Source organism: Crossiella cryophila, assembly GCF_014204915.1.
In the GTDB taxonomy this organism is placed as follows: domain Bacteria; phylum Actinomycetota; class Actinomycetes; order Mycobacteriales; family Pseudonocardiaceae; genus Crossiella; species Crossiella cryophila.
This window is the reverse complement of sequence record NZ_JACHMH010000001.1, coordinates 1454483-1474545: the sequence shown is the minus strand read 5'-3', so window position 1 is coordinate 1474545 and position 20063 is coordinate 1454483. Positions and strand designations below refer to the sequence as shown.

Sequence of the window (20063 nt, the reverse complement as noted above, 5' to 3'; positions counted from 1 at the left end):
GCCGGTTCCGGGAGGTAGCCGGGTGAATCAGGACTTGCTGGCCGCCTTGGACTTGCTCGCGGCCGGCTTGGCCGCGGTCTTGGTGGCCGTCGTCTTGGTGGTGCTCTTGGCCGCCGTGGTCTTCGCGGTGGCCGTCTTGGTGGTCTTGGCCGCGGTGGTCTTCTTCGCCGCGGTCGTCTTGGCGGCCGCCTTCTTCGGCGCGGCCTTCTTCTTCGGCGCCGGGCCCTTGGCGCGCTTCTCCGCGAGCAGTTCGGCCGCGCGCTCGTCGGTGAGGGTCTCCACGCTGTCGCTCTTGCGCAGCGAGGCGTTGTACTCCCCGTCGGTGACGTACGGACCGAACCGGCCGTCCTTGACCACCATCGGCTTGCCGGAGACCGGGTCGTTGCCCATCTCCTTGAGCGGCGGGGCCGAGGCTGCGGCCTGGCGGCCACGCTTCTTCGGCTCGGCGTAGATCGCCAGCGCCTCTTCCAGGGTCACCGTGAACAGCTGTTCCTCGGTGACCAGGGAGCGGGAGTCGGTGCCCTTCTTCAGGTACGGCCCGTAGCGCCCGTTCTGCGCGGTGATCTCCTCGTTGGAGGCCGGGTCGACGCCGACCACCCTGGGCAGGGACAGCAGCCGCAGCGCGTCCTCCAGGGTGATCGAGGCCAGCTCCATGTCCTTGAACAGCGAGCCGGTGCGCGGCTTGTTCTTGCTGCCCTCGGGCAGGACCTCGGTGACGTAGGCGCCGTAGCGGCCGTCCTTGGCCACGATGTCGTGCCCGGAGACCGGGTCGGTGCCGAGGGTGCGGCCCTCCATCGGGGTGGAGAACAGGGTCTCGGCGATCTCGGCGGACAGCTCGTCCGGCGGCAGTTCGTCTGGCAGGTTGGCCCGCTGCGACTCACCGGTGGCGTTGCCGCTCTCGTCCAGTTCCGGCCGCTCCAGGTAGGGGCCGTAGCGGCCGACCCGGACCACCACGGTGCGCCCGGCCTCGTCGGAGAACAGCGGGATGGAGTTCACCTCGCGGGCGTCGATGTGCTCGACGCTGGAGCCGACCAGCTTCTTCAGCCCGCCTGCCCGGCCGATCGAGCCCTCAGGGCCGATCTCGCCGCCGAAGTAGAACCCGGCCAGCCAGGCGGTGCGCTCCTGGCGGCCGCCGGCGATGCCGTCGAGTTCGTCCTCCAGCGCGGCGGTGAAGTCGTAGTCCACGAGCCGGCCGAAGTGCTGTTCGAGCAGGCCGACCACTGCGAAGGCGACCCAGGAGGGCACCAGCGCGGAGCCCTTCTTCCACACGTAGCCGCGGTTCTGGATGGTGCTGATGGTCGGCGAGTAGGTGGACGGGCGGCCGATGCCCAGCTCCTCCATCGCCTTGATCAGGCTGGCCTCGCTGTAGCGCGGCGGCGGGCTGGTGGTGTGGCCGTCCGGGGACAGCTCGTTGGCCAGGATCGCCTGTCCCTTGGCCAGGTTGGGCAGCCTGCGCTCGGCGTCGTCGCTCTCGCCACCGGCCTCGGAGTCCACCGCTTCGACGTAGGCCTTGAGGAACCCGGCGAAGGTGATGGTGCGGCCGGAGGCGGCGAAGACGCACTCCTCGCCGCTGGTGGCGGTGCCGGTGATGCGCACGCTCAGGGTGGTGCCGCGGGCGTCGGCCATCTGGGAGGCGATGGTGCGCTGCCAGATCAGCTCGTAGAGGCGGAACTCGTCGGACTCGAGTTCGTTGGCGACCTCGCCGGGGGTGCGGAAGGACTCACCGGCCGGCCGGATCGCCTCGTGCGCCTCCTGGGCGTTCTTGACCTTGCGGGTGTACTGGCGCGGGGTCTTGCTGACGTACTCCGCGCCGTAGAGGTGGGTGGCCTGCCTGCGTGCCGCGGTGAGCGCGGTCTCCGACAACGTGGTGGAGTCGGTACGCATGTAGGTGATGTAGCCGTTCTCGTACAACCGCTGCGCAACGCGCATGGTGCGCTCGGCGGAGAAGCGCAGCTTGCGGCCGGCCTCCTGCTGCAGGGTCGAGGTCATGAACGGCGCGTAGGGCTTGCGGGTGTAGGGCTTCTCCTCCACCGAGGTGACCGCGTAGGGCGCGCCCTCCAGCGCGGCGGCCAGTGCGCGGGCCTCGGTCTCGACCAGCACCCGCACGTCGGAGGCCTGCTTGAGCCTGCCGTCCGGGCCGAAGTCGCGGCCGGTGGCCAGGCGGGCGCCGTCCACGGTGTGCAGCCGGGCGCCGAAGGTGCGCGGGTCGGCCTGGGCGCCCGCGTCGAGCACGGCGGCGATGTCCCAGTACCCGGCGGAGCGGAAGCGCATCCGCTCGCGTTCGCGTTGGACCACGATCCGGGTGGCCACCGACTGGACCCGGCCCGCCGAGAGCTTCGGCATGACCTTCTTCCACAGCACGGGGCTGACCTCGTAGCCGTAGAGCCGGTCCAGGATGCGGCGGGTCTCCTGGGCGTCGACCAGGTCCTGGTCCAGGTCGCGCGGGCTGGCCGCGGCGGCCCGGATGGCGGACTCGGTGATCTCGTGGAAGACCATCCGGCGCACCGGGACCTTGGGCTTGAGCGTCTCCAGCAGGTGCCAGGCGATGGCCTCGCCCTCGCGGTCACCGTCTGTGGCCAGGTAAAGCTCGTCGACGCCCTTGAGCGCCTGCTTCAGTTCGTTGACGGTGGTCTTCTTGTCCACCGAGACGACGTAGAGCGGTTCGAAGTCGTTGTCCACGTCCACGCCCAGCCGGGCCCAGGACTCGCTCTTGTACTTCTCCGGCACGTCCGCGGCGTTCTTGGGCAGGTCGCGGATGTGTCCCTTGGAGGACTCCACGACGAAGTTGCGCCCGAGGTACGAGGCGATCTTACGGGCTTTCGCGGGCGACTCGACGATCACCAGTCGTCGGTTAGCTGAGCCACCGCCCGCCCCGTTTTCGCTGCTCTTCGTCCGTGCCACGCGCGCCTGCTTCCTTGTCTGACCGATCTGCCCGTCCACCCGGCCGGGCCCCCCAGCTTGCCGTGATGACCCCCGTGCAATGACCCATCATGACAGCCGCTGTGCGCGGTCACCCACGCCGATGTGGTCACAGGCCCCCGGGGGCACCCGTTTCAACAGCCGGTAAGACCGTTGACTTCCAGTGTTTCGCCGCCGACTTCCGGGGGTGGCGGCCATTCGGCCGACAGGATGTGCTGAACCACCCCAGTCCTCTTCGCCCTGCTCGAAGGAGATCCCGGATGACCAGGCGTTTTGTCGGTTTTGTGGCGGCTGCGGCTGCCGCGATGACGATCACGGGCACGCTCGCGGCTGCCCCGGCGACGGCCGCGCCGAACGCGGTGGACTACACCGCGATCGTGGCGCTGAACAATTGTTCCGGTTCGGTGGTCCGGCCCTCCGGCGCGGCGAACACGGACAAGGCGCTGGTGCTCACCAACGGTCACTGCGTGAAGTTCATGGCCGCGGGCGAGGTGATCCTGAACCAGCCCAGCGCGCGCACCTTCACCCTGCTGAACTCCACCGCGCAGACCCTGGGCACGCTGACCGCGACCAAGCTGGCCTACGCGACCATGACCGACACCGACCTGGCGCTCTACCAGCTGCGGGAGAGCTACGCCGACATCGAGAGCCGGTACCGGACCAAGGCGCTGACCCTCAACTCCGTGCACCCGAAGCAGGGCGCGGACATCCGGGTGGTCTCCGGTTACTGGAAGCGGATCTACTCCTGCAAGGTCGACGCCTTCGTGCACCAGCTCAAGGAGGCGAACTGGACCTGGAAGGACTCGCTTCGCTACACCTCCAGCTGCAACACCATCGGCGGCACCTCGGGCTCGCCGATCATCGACACCGCGGACAACACCGTGGTCGGGGTGAACAACACCGGTAACGAGAACGGCGGCCGGTGCACCCAGAACAACCCGTGTGAGGTGGACCCGGCCGGGAACGTGACGGTGCGCCGCGGCATCAACTACGGGCAGCAGACCTTCCAGGTCAACGCCTGCATGAGCACCGGCAACAACGTGGATCCGAACAAGGCGGGCTGCACGCTGCCCAAGCCGAGGGTCTGAGCCAGGAAAAGTGCCCGAAGGGGCCGTTCCGCACGGTGGGAGTGCCCGGAACGGCCCCTTCGGCTTCGCGCTGACCGGCACTCAGGCGGCCGGCCAGAAGCTCTGCGCGGCCGCCACCGGGGTGGGGCCGACGAGTTCGGCGAGGCGGGCCAGCCGCCGTCGCCCGGTGAAACGCAGTGCGGGACCACCCGCCTTGACGCCGAGCAGGTGCCCGGCCAGGCCCAGCCGGAGCAGGGCCGCGGCCAGCAGCGGGTGGGTTTCCGGCGCGAGCGGGTCGAGGCCGAGCAGGTAGCCGCTGGTCTCCAGCGCGCCCGCGGTCAGCGCCCAGATCCGCAGGGCAGGGCCGTCCAGTTCCAGGTCCTCCGGGACGGCCTTCTCGGTGCCGCGCAGCCAGGCGGTGGCCAGTGGCGCGAGGTCGCAGCGGAAGGCGGTGCGCAGCAGCCTGCGGCCGTCCTCGGTGGGGCTGACCTCGGCCTGCACCCCGCGCTCGGCGCAGGCCAGCGCCACGGCGTGCGCCCGCCACGGTTCGGCCAGTTCGACCGAGACCTTGGCCGCGGTGCCCCGGCCGAAGCCGACCGCCTGACCAGGGCCGCACAACAGCCCGGCCAGGTCGGCAACCCTCGGTTGCCTGGCCTCCGCGGAGTAGAAGGACAGTTGTCCCACGGGTGCAGCGTAGAACACATGTTCGACTCAGGCGACGGCCAGATCCACCCGATGGAGTGAATTTCTGGGGTGCTTCAGTGGTTCTTCCGCCCGACGCTCAGTGCTCTCGCCTGCTCGCCCCCACTGTCCGGATGGAGGCGATCGGCCAGGCAGGTGCGGTGCGCGAGGACCGTGTGGCTGCCAGGGCCGTCGTGGCTGCGCACGTCGAGGACCAGGCCGTCGCCGCCGGCGCTGAGCACGGTGTCCTGGCCGCAGAAGTCACAGGACCTGCGGAAGGTCTCCAGGTCGGCCGGCCGGAGGCTGAGTCGCACCCACGCGGGGTCGGACCATCGCCGGACGGCGTCGACGACCGCGTCGATCTCGGCGCCGACCGGCGGGAACAGCGCGTACACCGCATCGCCGGGGGTCTCCTGGCCGAACTGCGCGAGCATGTCCACCGACGCGCCGACCTGCTCGTGGCCGACGATCTGCACGCCCACACCCCAGGGGGCGTGGCTCAGCACGATGGCCCGGACTCGTTGACCGGGCAGGAAAACCAGACTCTCCGTCTCGAAACGTTCCATGATCGCGCGATCATCGCGAACGAACCCGGAGGCTGTCCAGGCAGTTCCACGCGATCCGGGCGGGTCAGCCGCCGAAGGCGCCCTCGGTGTCCTTGACCATCCGCTGGCACTCGGGGGCCTTGCGGTAGGCCTCCTCCATCCCGGGCGCGGTGCGGACCTCCTCGAACTTGGCCAGAAGCCGGGCCGGGTCGAGTTCCTCGGCGGCGAAGGGCTGCAGCTTCTCCTCGAAGCGGGGGTCCTTGACGTCCAGTCCGGCCACCTCGGGCTGCTTGCGCTTGATCGTCTCGACCGCGGTGCCGAGGTAGCCGATCAGCTCGTTGTGGGTGTCCTGGCGCAGTGCGGCCGGGCGGCCAAGGCTGGTCAGCTCGGTCCTGGCGGTGCCGAGGGCGCCTTCGGTCGCGCCGAGGTAGGCGACGGTGGCGGCCTTGCGGTCCTCCGGCTTGTGGTCGGGGGAGTTGGCCTTGAGCGCGGTGAGCATGGCCCGCATGGAGCCGCCGAGGCCCTTGCAGACCGCGTCGTTCCAGCGCACCGGGTCGGCGTTGGTCCCGCCGGGGGCCGGCTGGCCGCCACTGGGCGCGGGCGGCTGCCCGCCGGGACCGCGGTCCACGCTGCCGCTGGCGCTGGTTTCCGGGGCTGAGGTGGCGCTGGAGCCACTGGACGGCGTGTCGGCACCCTGGGGGGCGGGCGTGTCGCCACCGGAGCCACAGGCGGCCAGGACCAGGGTGAGACCGGCGGCCGCGGCCAGGACGCCGGCGGGGGTACGGCGGGCCATGAAAGCTCTCCTCTTCGCTGGGGGCGCTCGCCGACGCTAGGCGACGCCCCGTGAGAACGAGGTGCGGCCCGTCCCCTGAGCCGGGGACGGGCCGCATCTGTCTAGCTATCCGCCATCAGGTGCTGCCATCAGGCAGCGCCGTTGGCGACCTTCTCGCCCTCGGACGGGCTGTCCTCGGCGATGGCGGTGCCGCGCCGCTTGGACACGATCACCGCGCCGATGATGACCAGCACCGAGAAGATGGCGATGGCCGCCCGGATCGCCGGGGAGGCGTCCGCGCCGACGGACAGGGTGACGATCGCGGGCGCGATGAGCACCGCGACCAGGTTCATCACCTTGATCAGCGGGTTGATCGCCGGGCCAGCGGTGTCCTTGAACGGGTCGCCGACGGTGTCGCCGATGATCGTCGCGGCGTGCGCGTCGGAGCCCTTGCCGCCGTGGTGGCCGTCCTCGACCAGCTTCTTCGCGTTGTCCCACGCGCCACCGGAGTTGGCCAGGAACACCGCCATCAGCGTGCCGGAGGCGATGGCGCCTGCCAGGTAACCGGCCAGCGGGCCCACGCCGAGGCCGAAGCCGACCGCGATCGGGGCCAGCACCGCGAGCAGGCCGGGGGTGGCCAGCTCACGCAGCGAGTCCTTGGTGCAGATGTCCACGACCCGGCCGTATTCCGGCTTGGTGGTGCCGTCCATGATCCCGGGGTTCTCCCGGAACTGGCGGCGCACCTCGAACACGATCGCGCCCGCGGCCCTGGTGACCGCGTTGACGGCCAGGCCGGAGAACATGAACACCACGGCCGCGCCGATGATCAGGCCGACCAGGATGCCGGGGCCGTAGACGACGAAGTCGGCATCGGCGAAGGCCTGGCCCGCGCCGAGCAGCGCCTGCTTGATCGCGTCGGTGTAGGAGCCGAACAACGCGGTCGCGGCCAGTACCGCGGTCGCGATCGCGATGCCCTTGGTGATCGCCTTGGTGGTGTTGCCCACCGCGTCCAGCTCGGTGAGGATCTGCGCGCCCTCGCCGTGCACGTCACCGGACATCTCGGCGATGCCCTGGGCGTTGTCCGAGACCGGGCCGAAGGTGTCCATCGCGACGATGACGCCGACGGTGGTCAGCAGACCGCAACCGGCCAGCGCGATCGCGAACAGCGCGACCGTGATGGAGCCGGAGAGCAGGAACGCGCCGTAGACCGCGCCGCCGATGACGATGGCGGTGTAGACCGCGGACTCGAAACCGACCGAGATACCGGCCAGCACGACGGTGGCCGCGCCGGTGAGCGAGGTCTTGCCGACGTCCTTGACCGGGCGGTAGTCGGTGCCGGTGAAGTAGCCGGTCAGCCACAGGATGATGCCGGCCAGCACGATACCGATGATCACCGCGATGGCCGCGACCATGGCCGGGTTGCCCTCGGTGGCCCCGATCTCCGGGCTGACGCTGGTCAGGCCGGAGAAGGTGTTGGGCAGGAAGGCGAAGGCCGCGATCGTGCACAGCACCGCGGAGATGATCGCGGAGATGTAGAAGGAGCGGTTGATCGCGGTCAGGCCGCTCTCCCCGACCCTGGCCTTGGTGATGTAGACGCCGAGCACCGCGGTGAGCACACCGATGGCAGGCACGATCAGCGGGAACATCAGGCCCTGCGTGCCGAAGGCCGCGGTGCCCAGGATCAGCGCGGCGACCAGGGTCACCGCGTAGGACTCGAACAGGTCGGCGGCCATACCGGCGCAGTCACCGACGTTGTCGCCCACGTTGTCCGCGATGGTCGCGGCGTTGCGCGGGTCGTCCTCGGGGATGTTCTTCTCCACCTTGCCGACCAGGTCGGCGCCGACGTCAGCGGCCTTGGTGAAGATGCCGCCGCCGACTCGCATGAACATCGCGAGCAGCGCGGCGCCGAAGCCGAAGCCCTCCAGCACCTTCGGGGCCTGGCCCGCGTACACCAGCACGACCAGCGCGGCGCCGAACAGGCCGAGGCCGACGGTCATCATGCCGACCACGCCACCGGTGCGGAAGGCGATCCGGGTGGCCTTCTCGCGGCCACCGGTCTCGTTGGCCGCCGCCGCGACCCGCACGTTCGCGCGGGTCGAGAGCCACATGCCGAGATAACCGATCGCCGCGGAGAAAACCGCGCCGACGATGAAGAACAGGGAACGGCCGAGCCGTTCCATCCAGTCCTCCGCGGGCAGTGCGAACAGCAGCAGGAACACCAGGGCGACGAAAATGCCGAGGGTCCGGAACTGCCGGTTCAGGTAGGCCGCTGCTCCTTCCTGCACCGCGGTGGCGATCTCCTGCATCTTCGCGGTGCCCTGGCCTGCGGCCAGCACCTCGCGGAGCAGGATGTACCCAATGACTAGGGCGGCGAGGGCGACTACGGCGACGACCGCGACAATTCCGCGGTCACCCCCGGTGAGCACCAGTTGCTCCGCCGCCCAGTTGCCCTGGGCGAGGCTTTGGGGGGACATCCGTCCTCCTGCTTCTCCGTGGTCCGTGCGCCAGGAGCCGGGCTCTTGCGTCCGCTCTGACGCGTGGTGAGTCACGCGCGCCGCCATCTCGGCGGCGCGACGGAGGCGGAGTCTATTGGCAAGGTCACAGGGCCTTGCGGGGCGTCCCTTGTCAAATACCTAGAGTGACTTCGGGGCAGGTGCGCTAGACCGTTCAAGTGGTCTGAGCTGTGGATCTTGGTCCGTTCGGGCGTGGGCGCGAACCGACGGTGTGCTGTGTCAGGCTGCCGTGGTGGGCGCACGAGCGGAGCGGACGGAGCGGACCGGTCGGCGGCCGGGCCGGGGCGGTGGGCTGCTGGACCGGGTGGTCGCCGGCATCCCGTTGGAGTCCTCCCCGTTGACCCATGTGGCCGAACTACCCGAACGCGTTGCCGCGCATACGGACTGGCCCGCCTGGGCGGCCCCGCCCTTGATCGAGAAGTTGACCGACTCCGGGGTGCCGCGGCCGTGGGCGCACCAGGCGGAGGCGGCCGGGTTGGCGTGGTCGGGTGCGCATGTGGTGATCGCCACCGGCACCGCCTCCGGCAAGTCCCTCGCCTACCAGTTGCCGGTGCTGTCCCGACTGCTCGAAGACCCGAAGGCGACCGCGCTGTACCTGTCCCCGACCAAGGCGCTGGGCGCGGATCAGTTACGTGCGGTGAAGGAGTTGGACCTGCCGGGGGTGCGCCCGGCCGCCTTCGACGGCGACACCCCGCTGGTGGAGCGGGACTGGGTCCGCGCGCACGCCAGGTGGATCTTCACCAACCCGGACATGATCCACCGCGGCATCCTGCCGGGGCACCAGCGCTGGGGCGCGTTCTTCCGCAGGCTGAGTTATGTGGTGATCGACGAATGCCACAGTTATCGCGGCCTGTTCGGCTCGCACGTGGCCCTGCTGCTGCGCAGGTTGCGCCGGATCGCGGCCCGCTACGGCGCGAACCCGACCTTCGTGCTGGCCTCGGCCACGGTGGCCGACCCGGCCGCCTCGGCCACCCGCCTCACCGGCCTGCCCTGCACCGGCGTCACCGAGGACGCCTCCCCGGCGGGCCCGCGCACCATCGCGTTGTGGGAGCCGCCGCTGCTGGATTCCCTCGCCGGGGAGAACGGCGCCCCGGTCCGCCGCTCGGCCGGCGCCGAATCGGCCCGCATCATGGCCGACCTGGTCCTGGCAGGCGCCAGGACACTGGCCTTCGTCCGCTCCCGCCGCGGCGCCGAACTGACCGCGATGGCCGCCCGCCGCCACCTGGCCGACGTGGACCCGGACTCCGCGGCCCGCGTCGCCGCCTACCGCGGCGGCTACCTCCCGGAGGAACGCCGGGCCCTGGAAACCGCGCTGAGCACCGGCGACCTGCTCGCGGTGGCCACCACCAACGCCCTGGAACTCGGCGTGGACATCACCGGCCTGGACGCGGTCCTGATCGCCGGCTATCCCGGCACCCTGGCCTCCTTCTGGCAACAGGCGGGCCGCGCGGGCCGTGACGGTCAGGGCGCCCTGGTCGTCTTCGTCGCCAACGACGACCCGCTGGACACCTACCTGGTGCACCACCCCGAGGCCATGCTGTCCCGCCCGGTCGAGGCCACCGTGCTGGACCCGGCCAACCCGTACGTGCTGGCCCCACAACTGGCCTGCGCCGCCGCCGAACAACCGCTCACCGAGGACTGCCTGCCCGCCTTCGGCGGCGAGGCGGCCCGCCAGGTGATCGACCAGCTCGTCGCCGAGGGACATCTGCGCCGCCGCCCGGCCGGCTGGTACTGGTCGGATGTCCGCCCACCGCACGGCGGAGTGGACATCCGCGGCAGCGGCGGCGACAAGATCTCGGTGGTGGAAGCCGATTCCGGCCGCCTGCTCGGCACCGTCGACCCCGACTCGGCCTGCGCCGTGGTCCACCCCGGCGCCCTGTACCTGCACCAGGGCCAGTCCTACGTGGTGGACGAGCTGGACCTGGACAACCACCTGGCCCTGGTGCACGCCGAGACCCCGGACTGGTCCACGATGGCCAGCACCACGGTCGAGATCAGCGTGCTCCGCACTCTGGCCGAACGCCGTTTCCCAGCAGCGGCAAGCAAACCCGGCACCACCGAGCCCGCCACCGCCCAGCCCAGCGCTGCCCAGCCCGACGCCGCCACGAGTACTACTGCCCCCGGCGCCGGTGGCGCCGCCTCCGGCGCGGCCAGCGTGACCGCCGCGGCGGGCGTGACCGTCTGTCTCGGCGAGGTGGAGGTCACCGCCCAGGTCGTCGGCTACCTGCGTCGCCGACCCTCCGGCGAGGTGATCGACCGGGTGCCCCTCGACCTGCCCGCGCAGTCCCTGCCCACCAGGGCGGTCTGGTACACGATCTCCGCCGAGTTGCTACGGAGCAGCGCACCGGGTGGCGCCGGTCTCGATCCGGCGCGCATCCCCGGTGCGCTGCATGCAGCCGAGCACGCTGCGATCGGCCTGCTACCGCTGTTCGCGACCTGTGACCGTTGGGACATCGGCGGTGTGTCCACCGCACTGCACGCTGACACCGGGGAGGCGACGGTGTTCGTGCACGATGGGCATCCCGGCGGAGCCGGTTTCGCCGATCGCGGCTATGCCGCGGTCGTCCCTTGGTTGGCCGCTACGCGGGAGGCGATCGCCGCCTGCGAGTGCCCGGCTGGTTGCCCATCCTGTGTCCAGTCGCCGAAGTGCGGCAACGGTAACGAACCGCTGGACAAGGCGGGCGCGGTGGCCGTGCTGGACGCCGTACTGGGAGTGCTGCCCCACGACGTCCCCGCTCCGGCCACCCCAATCAGTGGGATCGTTCCGAGCTGACCAGCTCGACGACCCCGGCAAGCATGTCGTCCCGAAGGGCTTCGGTGATGGCGTCCTGCACCACGTGGGACTCGGGCAGGTTCCAGTTGCAGATCTGCGGCTTGACCCGCCAGTGCACCACGCCGTGCTGGAACGGCGAGGGCGGCAGCGGGATCCAGCTGCCCTTGCCGAGCAGCGCGATGTCGGACCGCTCGGCCAGCGCGTCCCGCAGCGGCTCACCCGCGGTGGTCAGGAACAGCCACTTGCCGGTCGGCGTCGCCGCGATCGGCACCGGCCCACCGGCGACCCGCAGTGCGGTGGCCACCCGGCGGCCCAGTTCGGCGTCGATCTCGATGGCGTCCAGCACAACGCCGGTGGCCAGCAGCAGCGAGTAGGGACGCCCGGTCCACCAGGAGGCGACCTGCTCGGCCTGGGTGCCGATCCGCTCCTGCCAGTCACGGTGCACCGGCACCGGGCCCTCGGCCTGCACACCGTCCCGGCCCGCCCACTGCGAGCCCGCCGGATAGGTGCCGGGCAGCACCGGCCAGCCACGGAACGCGAGACCGATGGCCTCCGCCCGCAACTCGATCCGGAATGCCCCGCGCCAACTATCCGACCAGTCCATGTCGCCTCCTACGCAACCAAAGCCTTCACCTACAAGAAACGGCACAGCCCCCAACGGACGTAACCGGTAAGTCGACCACCGGTCGGAACGGCACGGCGAGTAACGCAGACCACAAGCAGGGCGGAACACAGGTTTCACCGTTGACCGCAACCCTCAAACCCGTGTAATGACGCCATTTGCCCGCTCACCGCCGCTCGATGACCGCTCATCGCACCCGGCGCCGCTCAAAGTTCTGCCGGACCGGCCCGCGCCCGCGCGCTCGTCGCGCCGAACACCGCCAACACCCCCGGCAACCCCACCCCCACCCGCACCGTCACCACCCACCCATCCACCAGGCACTCCTCCAACCGCCCACCCATCTCCCCCGCCACCCGCCCCGCCGCCGCACACCCCTGCCCCGCATCCACCAGCCGCCCAGCGGCGGCCAGTGCGGCCAGATCAGCGGCCGCCGCCGCCCGCCGGCCAGCGGCCACGACCGCGCCGAGGTGGGCGACGGCCATCGTGGCGGCGAGCATTCCCGCGATCACCAGCACCGCGAGCCCGGTCGCGAATCCGCGGTCGTCGGCGAGGGTGGGTCGTGGGCGTGGGTCGGTGGTCGCCGCCTGCCGTTCGGGGTTTGACTTGGGCTTGGCGGCGGCGATGAGCGTGGTGTTGGAGGTGGGCGCGGAGGTGGGGGTAGGCGTAGCGGAGGTGAAGTGGCGCGCAGCGGAGTTGGGGAGCGCGGTGGCGGGGAGCGCACCAGTGGTGGCGGATTCGGAAGTAGTGGCGGGCGGAGTTCTCTGCGTGTGAGTGGGCAGGCATCCCTGCGGGTGCGCGCGGGCGTGGGCGCGCGAGCGGGCAGACACGCGCCCTCGCGCGGGTGCGTGCGGGGGCACAGGTGAGTGAGCGGGCGTCGACACCAGCTCTGGCGTCGGTTCGTGCTCAGCCGCTGGCTCGGACGTGCACTCCACGTGCGAATCACCGGTGATGTCTCGCGTACTGGTGCCGGCGCGACGAGTCCGGAGTCCGGCCTGCCGACGCGGACCAGCCTGTCGACGAGCGCGGCCCTGCGCACTGAACCGCCCAGTTCCTTGCGCGCCAGCGGGTTCAGCCTGATGCGACCGCGGCGACGGCATCGGAGTGTCCCGCCCCGACCCGCCCGCGGCGACGGGTAATCGCCCCTGCGGTGCCTCGCCCACAATTGGTTCCGCCTGCTGCTCCAGCAAAGCGAACGCCTTCTCCCGCAACGGAAAAACCCCGCCGAGCGGCCGCGCCACAACCTCCACCCGAACCGCATCCGCCTCAACCCGACTGGACAGCTGCACCGGCCCCGGCACCATCTCCCGCACCACAACCGCGGCGCGATCCGGTTCACCACGAGCGATCAGCCGAGCCGCCTCCCGCGCCGCGTCCACACACCGCAACTGAGTCACCGCCAGCCGGAATCCGGCAAGGGCTAGCGCCAGCACCACGGCGATGGACGCGATGCCGATCGCCGCCTCAACGGTGACCGACCCACGATCGCCCGCCAGAGGTCTTCGCATCACCTCTTCACCTCCAACGAATCCCGGAACATGTCGGCGATCCATTCGGAGAGCCACCCACCAGTGACAAAGGCGAGCAGGACTCCGGCGATCGCGGCACAGGTGCTGATCAAGATCGCGTACTCGACCGTGATGGTTCCGTCGTCGGAGTGCCGGAACCGCGCGAACGCGTTGGGTGGCAGCAGGAACTCGGATCGCATGACTCTCCTTCAGACGGATTTTGTCCACTGTGGACCGGGTGTTGCCACGGGTGCGGCAGGTCCCACTTTGCTCGCTCTCGGACGCTTTGCCGGCCAGCTCAGCGGATCTGTGGATAGCTGGGGGCTATGTGGATAACTCGCGATCACTGGGCGGCTGAGCGGCGGAAATGACTGTGTTGCCTGGAAGAATGGAATTCGGGGGGACCCCCAGTCGCGCGCGCGGGAGTGGGGGAGGGGGTGGCATGGGGTCGGCAAGGCGCGGCGGGGAACTGGCGGGGCGGATGTGCGGGATGGGCGTGCGGTGGGGAGCGGGTCGAGCAGGCAAGGGCAGCACGGGGGTGGGGTGGGTGCAGGGTGGGGAGTCGGTGGGAGCGGGGCGGGGTGCAGGTAGGCGCTGAGCTGGGCATGGGCTGGCAGGTGAGTGTGGGCTGGGTGCCCGCGCGGTGGTGGTGTCGGTGCCGCGGGTGGCCGCGGCGGGTGGGCGGGTGGATTTTTTGGGGTGTGTCTGGGTTTGGGCGCGTTGAGTAAGCGCTCCGTTGAGTGGATGCCGCACTAAGCGATCAGTGAATCCGGTGAGCAACGGGCGGAAGGCCTTGAGGTTGGGCTTTTAGTGGGAGAACAGGGTTTGGGCTAGGCCGATGATGGTGGGGGCTACGCCGAGGCAGATGAAGGCTGGGAGGAAGCACAGGCCCAGTGGGGCGGTGATGAGGACTGTGGCGCGTTGGGCTCGGGCTTCGGCTTGTTGTTCGGTTTCGGTGCGGAGTTGGGTGGCCAGGTCGGTTGCGGTGTCGGCCAGGGCGGCGCCGGAGCGGGCGGTGTGGCGGGCGGCGCGGGCCAGGCGAGTCAGGGCTGGGAGTTGGGTGGCGGGGGTCCAGGCTTCGGTTGGGGTGGCGCCCAGGGTGAGGAGGGCGGCTACGTCGTGCAGGGCGGTGGCTGGGGGGCCGGTCAGTTCGGCTGCGGACAGGCGTAGGGCTTGGGGGATGGGGAGGCCGGCGCGTAGGCAGGCGGCGAGGAGGTCGCAGGCGGTGGCCAGGGCCAGGGGGTCAGGGGGTGGGGGTTGGGGCGTGCGGGACAGGAGGGCGTGGCTTGTTGCGGTGGCTGCTACTGCCAGGGGGAGGCTGATGGCGGGGTGTAGGCCGTTGAGGAGGGTTGCGGCGGCGATGGATATGCCCAGGAGGGTTGGCAGGACTGGGATTGTGCGGGTGGGGCGAGGGTTGGGTGGGAGGTTCAGGCGGGTGCGGTGGTTGGGGCGGGTGGGGTAGGCGAGGAGGGCCAGGGCTAGGAGGAGGGCGGCTGTGGCCTGGGTGGGCATGGTGGGGTCCGGGGTGGGGGTTGGGGCGGGGAGACTTGTTGTCTTGCTTGGGCTTTGGGGTTTGTTGTGTTGGTGGTCAGGTGGGCGCTCCACTCGAGGCCTAGGCAGATGAGCAGGGCGCCCAGGGGGAGCAGGAATTGGCCTGCTGTGGTTGTGGTGAGGACGTGCAGGGGGTGGGCGTTCATGGCTTCGCCCAACAGGATTGGCAGGACTGGCAGGGCGGCCAGGATGGTGGCGGTGGCGCGGGCGCCGGCCAGGCGGGCCTCGACCTGAGTTGCGAAGCGGGTTCGTTCGGCCAGGTCTCGGCGTTCGGCGTCCAGCAGGTCGGCGAGTGGGATGCCGTGGTTGTGGGCGGTGTGCCAGGCGCGGAGCAGGCGGTTGCCGGTGTCGTCCGCGTGGCTGCCGAGGCGGATGGCGGTGGCCAGGGCGGTCACGGTGGGAGCGACGGCGGGGTCGACTTCCTTGGCCACGGCTTCGGCGGCCAGTGCCGGGTGGGTTCCGGTGCGGAGTTGGGTGACCAGCAGGTTGAGGGCGTCGGCGCGGGCGATGTCGGCGTGCCGGGACCTGCGGATGGCGTTGGTGCGGGTGCGCTGTCGGTACAGGGTCCAGGTCAGGGCGGTTGCGGCGAGCAGCCCGCCGAGACCGGCGAGCAGGGCGGCGGCGATCGGTGGGATCAGCAGCAGGACTCGGGTGGGGTGGGTTCGGCGTGGGCGGGGCGGAGGTGGACGGAGTTGGGACAGGCGGTGGTGGCCGGTTCTGGGTGGCCAGAGCAGTAGGGCCAGGGCCAGTGCGAAGGCGGCTGCTGGGGTCATGTGGGTGCGGGTTCCCGGGTGCGGAGCAGGGTGGTGAGGCGGGTTTTGGCGGTGGTCCAGCCGTGGTTTTGTTGCCAGACGGGCACTACGCGGATGTAGTCGTCGGTGCGGTCCAGGACGCCGACGGCGCTGAGGGCGCGGTTGCCGTGCTCGTCCCGGCGTAGGTGCAGGACCACCTGGAGTGCCGCGCTGAGCTGGCTGTGCAGGGCAGGACGGGACAGGCCGCCGAGGGCCGCCAGGGCTTCCAGGCGGGCGGGGACCTCGGTTGGGGAATTGGCGTGCAGAGTGCCCGCGCAGCCTTCGTGGCCGGTGTTCATGGCCGCGAGCAGGTCGGCGATCTCGGCTCCGCGGGCCTCGCCGAGCACCAGGCGATCCGGGCGCATGCGCAGGGCCTGGCGGACCAGCTCGCGCAGGGTGATCTCGCCGGCGCCCTCGATGTTCGGTGGGCGGGCGACCAGGCGGACCACGTGCGGGTGGGCGGGGTGGAGTTCTTCGGCCTCCTCGATGGTGACTATTCGTTCCGCGGGGTCCGCGCAGCCGAGCAGGGCGTTGAGCAGGGTGCTCTTGCCGGAGCCGGTGCCGCCGACGACCAGGAAGCTCAGCCGGGCTTTCATCATGCGACGCAACAGGTTCTCGGTGGACTCGGTGAAGGTGCCCAGGTCGCGCAGGGTGGCTAGGTCGTGGGTGGCGGGTTTCAGTGCGCGCAGTGAGATGCACGTTCCACCCGCCGCGATCGGGGCCAGCACGGCGTGCAGGCGGACGCCACCGGGGAGCCAGCCGTCGACGAAGGGCTGGGCGTCGTCGAGTCGCCGGCCCGCGGCCAGCGCCAGGCGCTGGGCCAGGCGGCGGACGGCCTCCTCGTCGGGGAGGGTGACCGCGGTGCGGGTCAGGCCGTGGCCGCGGTCGACCCACACCCGGCCGGGGCCGGTCACCAGGACATCGGTGACACCGTCCATGCGCAGCAACGGTTCCAGCGGGCCGGCGCCGATGAATTCGCGATCGAGCAGGCGCAGGGTGTCCAGCAGGTCCGCGTTGGTGAGCAGGCCGCCGGTTTCGGCGCGGATGGCATCGGCCAGGTTGGCCGGGGTGGGTCTGCTGCCGAGCTGGGCGAGTCTGCCGCGCACACGGTCGATCAGTCCCTTGTCCACGTCAGCCGCGGCCGTCATCGGCACGGTCGAGCACCCGGCGGGCGGCGCGGGCCAGTGGGCCGCGGGGCCGGTTGGGCAGGCCGCCGGTGTCCAGCGCGGCTTCCAGGCCGCTGAACGGGCGCATGGTGACCAGGGCCGGGATCCGGACGGCGGCTTCGACATCGCGGACGGACAGGCCGGTGGGGGCTGGGCCGCGGACGACCATGGCCAGCGGGGTGCCGCGTTGCTTGGTGCGCTCGGCGATGCGGGCGGCCGCGGTGCAGGCGCGGACCTCGGCCGGGACGACCAGCACGGCCAGGTCGGCGGCGTCCAGCACGGTGCGGGACGGCTGGTCGAAGTGGCGGGGCAGATCGCAGACGACGGTGCCGCCGCCGCGGCGCCCGGCGTCGAGGACCTGGTCCACCGCCTGGGGTTCGAGTTCGGTGGTGTCGTCGTCGCAGGAGAGCACGGTGAGCTGGTTGCGGCCGAAGCTGGGCAGGGCGTTGCGCAGGGTGGCGCTGCCGAGGTTGCCGCGGTTCACCGTGATGCCGGACCAGCGGACGCCTTCGCGTTTCTCGCCGCCGAGGACGAGTTCGAGCCCGCCACCCAGCGGGTCGCAGTCGAGCAGCATGGCCGGGGAGCCGCGGTCGGCTGCGGTGAGGGCCAGGGCGGTGGCGAACACTGACGCGCCCGCGCCGCCGCGCCCGCCGAGCACCGCGATGACCCGGCCGTCTGGTTCGTCCTCGACCTCCTCGGCCTTGGCCAGCGCCGCGGAGAGCCAGGGCTCGGCCTCGGCGAGGCAACTCACCTGTTCGGCGCCGACGGCCAGGGCGCTGGCCCAGATCTCCGGCGGTGGGTCGGTGCGGCAGAGGACGTAGATGCCGTTGCGGCGGGGCATGCCCGCGTTCGCGCACTGGGCGAGGCCGTCGTCATCGAGCACGACCAGCGGGGCACGGGCCCAGCGCTGGCGGGCGGCGGTGAGGTCGGGGACGCACTCGACGTCGCGGCCGGTGGCCGCGGCCACGCGGAGGACCTCGTCGAGCAGGGTGTCCTCGTTGACCATGACTAGTGGGCGGGTCTCGGGCATGCGTCCCCCTGTGGTGGTGCGGTGGTTGCGGGTGTGTGTCCACCGTGGCGGGGTTGGGGGCGTGGGGCCAGGGGGTGGATTGGTTCTGTGGATAAGTGGGGGTGATGTGGATAAGTCGGGATCTTGGAGGGGGTTTTGGGGTGGGGTGCGGGGTGGGTGGGGCAGGCTGGAAATGGGGGATCCCCTCGCGCGCGGGCGGGCAGTAAGAGGGGTGGATGGGCGGCGGGATTCGGGCGGAGGTTGGGGGATGGCGGGCGTTGGGAGGTATGGGGAACAGGAGGAAGAGGGATGAGCGGAAGGGAAAGGGGCGGGGTGGGCGGGAGGCGGAGTTGAGGTGAGGGGAGACGGAGTTGAGGTGAGGGTTGGGCGGGGCTGAGTTGAGGCGGAGGTGGGGCCGGGGGTAGGGCGAGGTTGCGGAGTGGGTGCGCGGGCGCGGGTGGGAGCGCGAGGCGCATTGGTTTGGTGGTTGGCTGCGGTGGGAGGCGGGGGCTGCGGTGCGGTGGCTGGGTGGGCTGGGAGGAGAGAGGCGGTGCGGTGGCTCGGCCGGGCGAGGTCGGGCGGGCGGGCCGGGGCCGGGGCTGGGACAGGCGGCTCTGGGCCGGACCTGAGGCCGGCGGACCTGAGGGGGCCGGGGGTGAGGCGGGCTTGGGTGAGCGGGATGGGGCTGAGGCGGGTGCGGCCGGGCTGGGCGGGCAGGGTCTGGGCAGGTGATGGGGTGGTTGGTTGCTGAGGCGAGGGTGTGCGGAGTGGACGGGCCGGGGCCTCGGTTGGAGGCGCGGCGGAGGTTGGCTGGGGTGGGGCGTTGGCCGGGAGTGGGTGGCGGCGTGGGGCACGGCGGGGTGCGGCCGCGCGCGGGAGCCGGGAGCCGGGAGCCGGGAGCCGGGAGCCGGGAGCCGGGAGCCGGGAGCCGGGAGCCGGGAGCCGGGAGCCGGGAGCCGGGAGCCGGGAGCCGGGAGGAGTGTGCGGTTGGGGCCGGGTTCTGGCAACTTGGGAAGTGACGGGTTGTCACTGTGCGGAACCGGGGTCCGGATATGGGACGACCCCCGCCAGGGGGGAGGGACGGGGGTCGTCAGGAGTTCAGCCCCGGGGGGTCGGACTGAACTCATCCGGCTCAGCCGGACGCTTCTACTGTATCCCCCCGCGGGTGGGTGACGCTTCTCGTCCGTTCGAGCGACACGGCTCGCAACCTCATCGCTATCTGGCCGACACCTATGCTGGTCGGGTGACCGAACCTCGTGGCGATGGCATCAGTGCTGGCAAGCGGGTTGCCGCGTTCTTCGACCTGGACAAGACGGTGATCGCGAAGTCCAGCACGCTCGCGTTCAGCCGGCCGTTCTTCCAGGAGGGGTTGATCAATCGGCGGGCGGTACTCAAGAGTGCCTATGCCCAGTTCGTGTTCATGCTCGCGGGGGCGGACGCGGATCAGATGGATCGGATGCGGTCGCACATCACCGCGCTGTGTACCGGGTGGGATGTCGAGCAGGTTCGCTCGATCGTGGATGAGACCCTGCATGACATCGTTGATCCGCTGGTCTACGCCGAGGCGACCCAGCTGATCGGGGAGCACAAGCAGGAGGGGCACGACGTGGTCGTGGTGTCCGCTTCGGGGGCGGAAATAGTGGCTCCGATCGCGAAAATGGTGGGGGCGACGCACTCGGTCGGCACCCGGATGGTGGTTACCGAGGGTCGCTACTCTGGAGATGTCGATTTCTACTGCTACGGCGAGAACAAGGCCGTCGCGGTGCGCGGGCTGGCCGAGGAGCACGGGTACGACCTGAGTGCCTCGCACGCCTACTCCGACTCCATCACCGATCTTCCGCTGCTGGAGGCCGTCGGCCATCCGACCGTGGTGAACCCGGACCGTGCGCTGCGGAAACTCGCCGCGCAGCGGGGCTGGCCGGTGCTGACCTTCTCCGATCCGGTGTCGTTGCGGGCCCGGATCCCCACCCCGTCGGGGGCGACCGTGGCGGCGGCCGCGGTGGGGCTCGGGGTGGTCGCGGCGGCGGGCGCTGCCTGGTACGGACTGCGGCGGCATCGGCGTGGACGCACCGGTAATAGTGAGTCCGGCGACTGATCCGCCTCGGGGATTGACCGGGAGTGGTTGTGCCGCAACCACGGCGTGTCCGAC

General features: G+C 71.0%; 15 protein-coding genes. 3 read left to right on the top strand and 12 right to left on the bottom strand.

Translation table 11 applies throughout. The annotated features are described in order from the left end of the window. Window positions 1–27 precede the first annotated feature (27 nt). Entirely contained in the window at window positions 28–2901 is a 2874-nt protein-coding gene (topA, locus tag HNR67_RS06985; protein WP_185001264.1) for a type I DNA topoisomerase, read from the bottom strand. A gap of 278 nt (window positions 2902–3179) precedes the next feature. On the opposite strand from topA, the gene HNR67_RS06980 reads away from it, so the two are divergent. After that, window positions 3180–4007: a S1 family peptidase gene (locus HNR67_RS06980; protein WP_185001263.1), complete on the top strand. Its 828-nt coding sequence runs from the start codon at window positions 3180–3182 to the stop codon at window positions 4005–4007. Between the two features lie 81 nt (window positions 4008–4088). On the opposite strand, the gene HNR67_RS06975 is transcribed toward HNR67_RS06980, so the two are convergent. From HNR67_RS06975 to HNR67_RS06960, 4 genes are all read right to left on the bottom strand, one after another. After that, window positions 4089–4670: a hypothetical protein gene (locus HNR67_RS06975; RefSeq protein WP_185001262.1), complete on the bottom strand. Its 582-nt coding sequence runs from the start codon at window positions 4668–4670 to the stop codon at window positions 4089–4091. A gap of 74 nt (window positions 4671–4744) precedes the next feature. Continuing rightward, complete coding sequence (locus HNR67_RS06970; RefSeq protein WP_185001261.1) at window positions 4745–5233, bottom strand: hypothetical protein; 489 nt, start codon at window positions 5231–5233, stop codon at window positions 4745–4747. A 64-nt stretch (window positions 5234–5297) separates the two neighbouring features. After that, window positions 5298–6005, bottom strand: a complete 708-nt coding sequence (locus tag HNR67_RS06965; RefSeq protein WP_185001260.1) for a hypothetical protein — start codon at window positions 6003–6005, stop codon at window positions 5298–5300. A gap of 128 nt (window positions 6006–6133) precedes the next feature. After that, window positions 6134–8458, bottom strand: a complete 2325-nt coding sequence (locus HNR67_RS06960; RefSeq protein ID WP_185001259.1) for a sodium-translocating pyrophosphatase — start codon at window positions 8456–8458, stop codon at window positions 6134–6136. Window positions 8459–8729: 271 nt separating this feature from the next. Between HNR67_RS06960 and HNR67_RS06955 the strand changes: the two genes are divergently transcribed. Further along, the gene (locus HNR67_RS06955; protein ID WP_312986647.1) at window positions 8730–11270 is read left to right on the top strand and encodes a DEAD/DEAH box helicase; all 2541 of its coding nucleotides are present in this window, start codon (window positions 8730–8732) and stop codon (window positions 11268–11270) included. Here the strand turns inward: HNR67_RS06955 and HNR67_RS06950 are convergent. The 7 genes from HNR67_RS06950 to ssd form a co-directional block, all read right to left on the bottom strand. After that, window positions 11248–11874, bottom strand: coding sequence for a bifunctional DNA primase/polymerase (locus HNR67_RS06950; protein ID WP_185001258.1), 627 nt, complete (start codon window positions 11872–11874; stop codon window positions 11248–11250). The genes HNR67_RS06955 and HNR67_RS06950 overlap by 23 nt on opposite strands. Before the next feature lie 224 nt (window positions 11875–12098). Then, on the bottom strand, window positions 12099–13397 hold the full coding sequence (locus HNR67_RS06945; protein ID WP_221489795.1) for an Rv3654c family TadE-like protein: 1299 nt from the start codon (window positions 13395–13397) through the stop codon (window positions 12099–12101). Further along, window positions 13397–13597, bottom strand: a complete 201-nt coding sequence (locus HNR67_RS06940; RefSeq protein WP_185001257.1) for a DUF4244 domain-containing protein — start codon at window positions 13595–13597, stop codon at window positions 13397–13399. Before HNR67_RS06940 ends, HNR67_RS06945 begins: the two co-directional genes overlap by 1 nt. Window positions 13598–14204: 607 nt before the next feature. Continuing rightward, window positions 14205–14909 (bottom strand): type II secretion system F family protein, encoded by a 705-nt coding sequence (locus tag HNR67_RS06935; protein WP_185001256.1) that lies wholly within the window; start codon window positions 14907–14909, stop codon window positions 14205–14207. Then, entirely contained in the window at window positions 14876–15721 is an 846-nt protein-coding gene (locus tag HNR67_RS06930) for a type II secretion system F family protein (protein ID WP_185001255.1), read from the bottom strand. The genes HNR67_RS06935 and HNR67_RS06930 overlap by 34 nt, the downstream gene beginning before the upstream one ends. Next, window positions 15718–16869, bottom strand: a complete 1152-nt coding sequence (locus HNR67_RS06925; RefSeq protein ID WP_312989533.1) for a TadA family conjugal transfer-associated ATPase — start codon at window positions 16867–16869, stop codon at window positions 15718–15720. The genes HNR67_RS06930 and HNR67_RS06925 overlap by 4 nt, the downstream gene beginning before the upstream one ends. 1 nt (window position 16870) lies before the next feature. Beyond that, window positions 16871–17935, bottom strand: coding sequence for a septum site-determining protein Ssd (ssd, locus tag HNR67_RS06920; RefSeq protein ID WP_185001254.1), 1065 nt, complete (start codon window positions 17933–17935; stop codon window positions 16871–16873). Between the two features lie 1222 nt (window positions 17936–19157). Between ssd and HNR67_RS06915 the strand changes: the two genes are divergently transcribed. After that, a complete protein-coding gene (locus tag HNR67_RS06915; protein WP_312986641.1) occupies window positions 19158–20009 on the top strand; it encodes an HAD-IB family hydrolase in 852 nt (283 codons plus the stop codon). Window positions 20010–20063: the final 54 nt, after the last annotated feature.

What these genes read in the sequence shown, in the direction of transcription:
- HNR67_RS06960 (WP_185001259.1), bottom strand. Translation starts at nt 8,458, where the DNA reads ATGTCCCCCCAAAGCCTCGCCCAGGGCAACTGGGCGGCGGAGCAACTG.
- HNR67_RS06935 (WP_185001256.1), bottom strand. Translation starts at nt 14,909, where the DNA reads ATGCCCACCCAGGCCACAGCCGCCCTCCTCCTAGCCCTGGCCCTCCTC.
- HNR67_RS06965 (WP_185001260.1), bottom strand. Translation starts at nt 6,005, where the DNA reads ATGGCCCGCCGTACCCCCGCCGGCGTCCTGGCCGCGGCCGCCGGTCTC.
- HNR67_RS06970 (WP_185001261.1), bottom strand. Translation starts at nt 5,233, where the DNA reads ATGGAACGTTTCGAGACGGAGAGTCTGGTTTTCCTGCCCGGTCAACGA.
- HNR67_RS06980 (WP_185001263.1), top strand. Translation starts at nt 3,180, where the DNA reads ATGACCAGGCGTTTTGTCGGTTTTGTGGCGGCTGCGGCTGCCGCGATG.
- HNR67_RS06945 (WP_221489795.1), bottom strand. Translation starts at nt 13,397, where the DNA reads ATGCGAAGACCTCTGGCGGGCGATCGTGGGTCGGTCACCGTTGAGGCG.
- ssd (WP_185001254.1), bottom strand. Translation starts at nt 17,935, where the DNA reads ATGCCCGAGACCCGCCCACTAGTCATGGTCAACGAGGACACCCTGCTC.
- HNR67_RS06950 (WP_185001258.1), bottom strand. Translation starts at nt 11,874, where the DNA reads ATGGACTGGTCGGATAGTTGGCGCGGGGCATTCCGGATCGAGTTGCGG.
- HNR67_RS06940 (WP_185001257.1), bottom strand. Translation starts at nt 13,597, where the DNA reads ATGCGATCCGAGTTCCTGCTGCCACCCAACGCGTTCGCGCGGTTCCGG.
- HNR67_RS06930 (WP_185001255.1), bottom strand. Translation starts at nt 15,721, where the DNA reads ATGACCCCAGCAGCCGCCTTCGCACTGGCCCTGGCCCTACTGCTCTGG.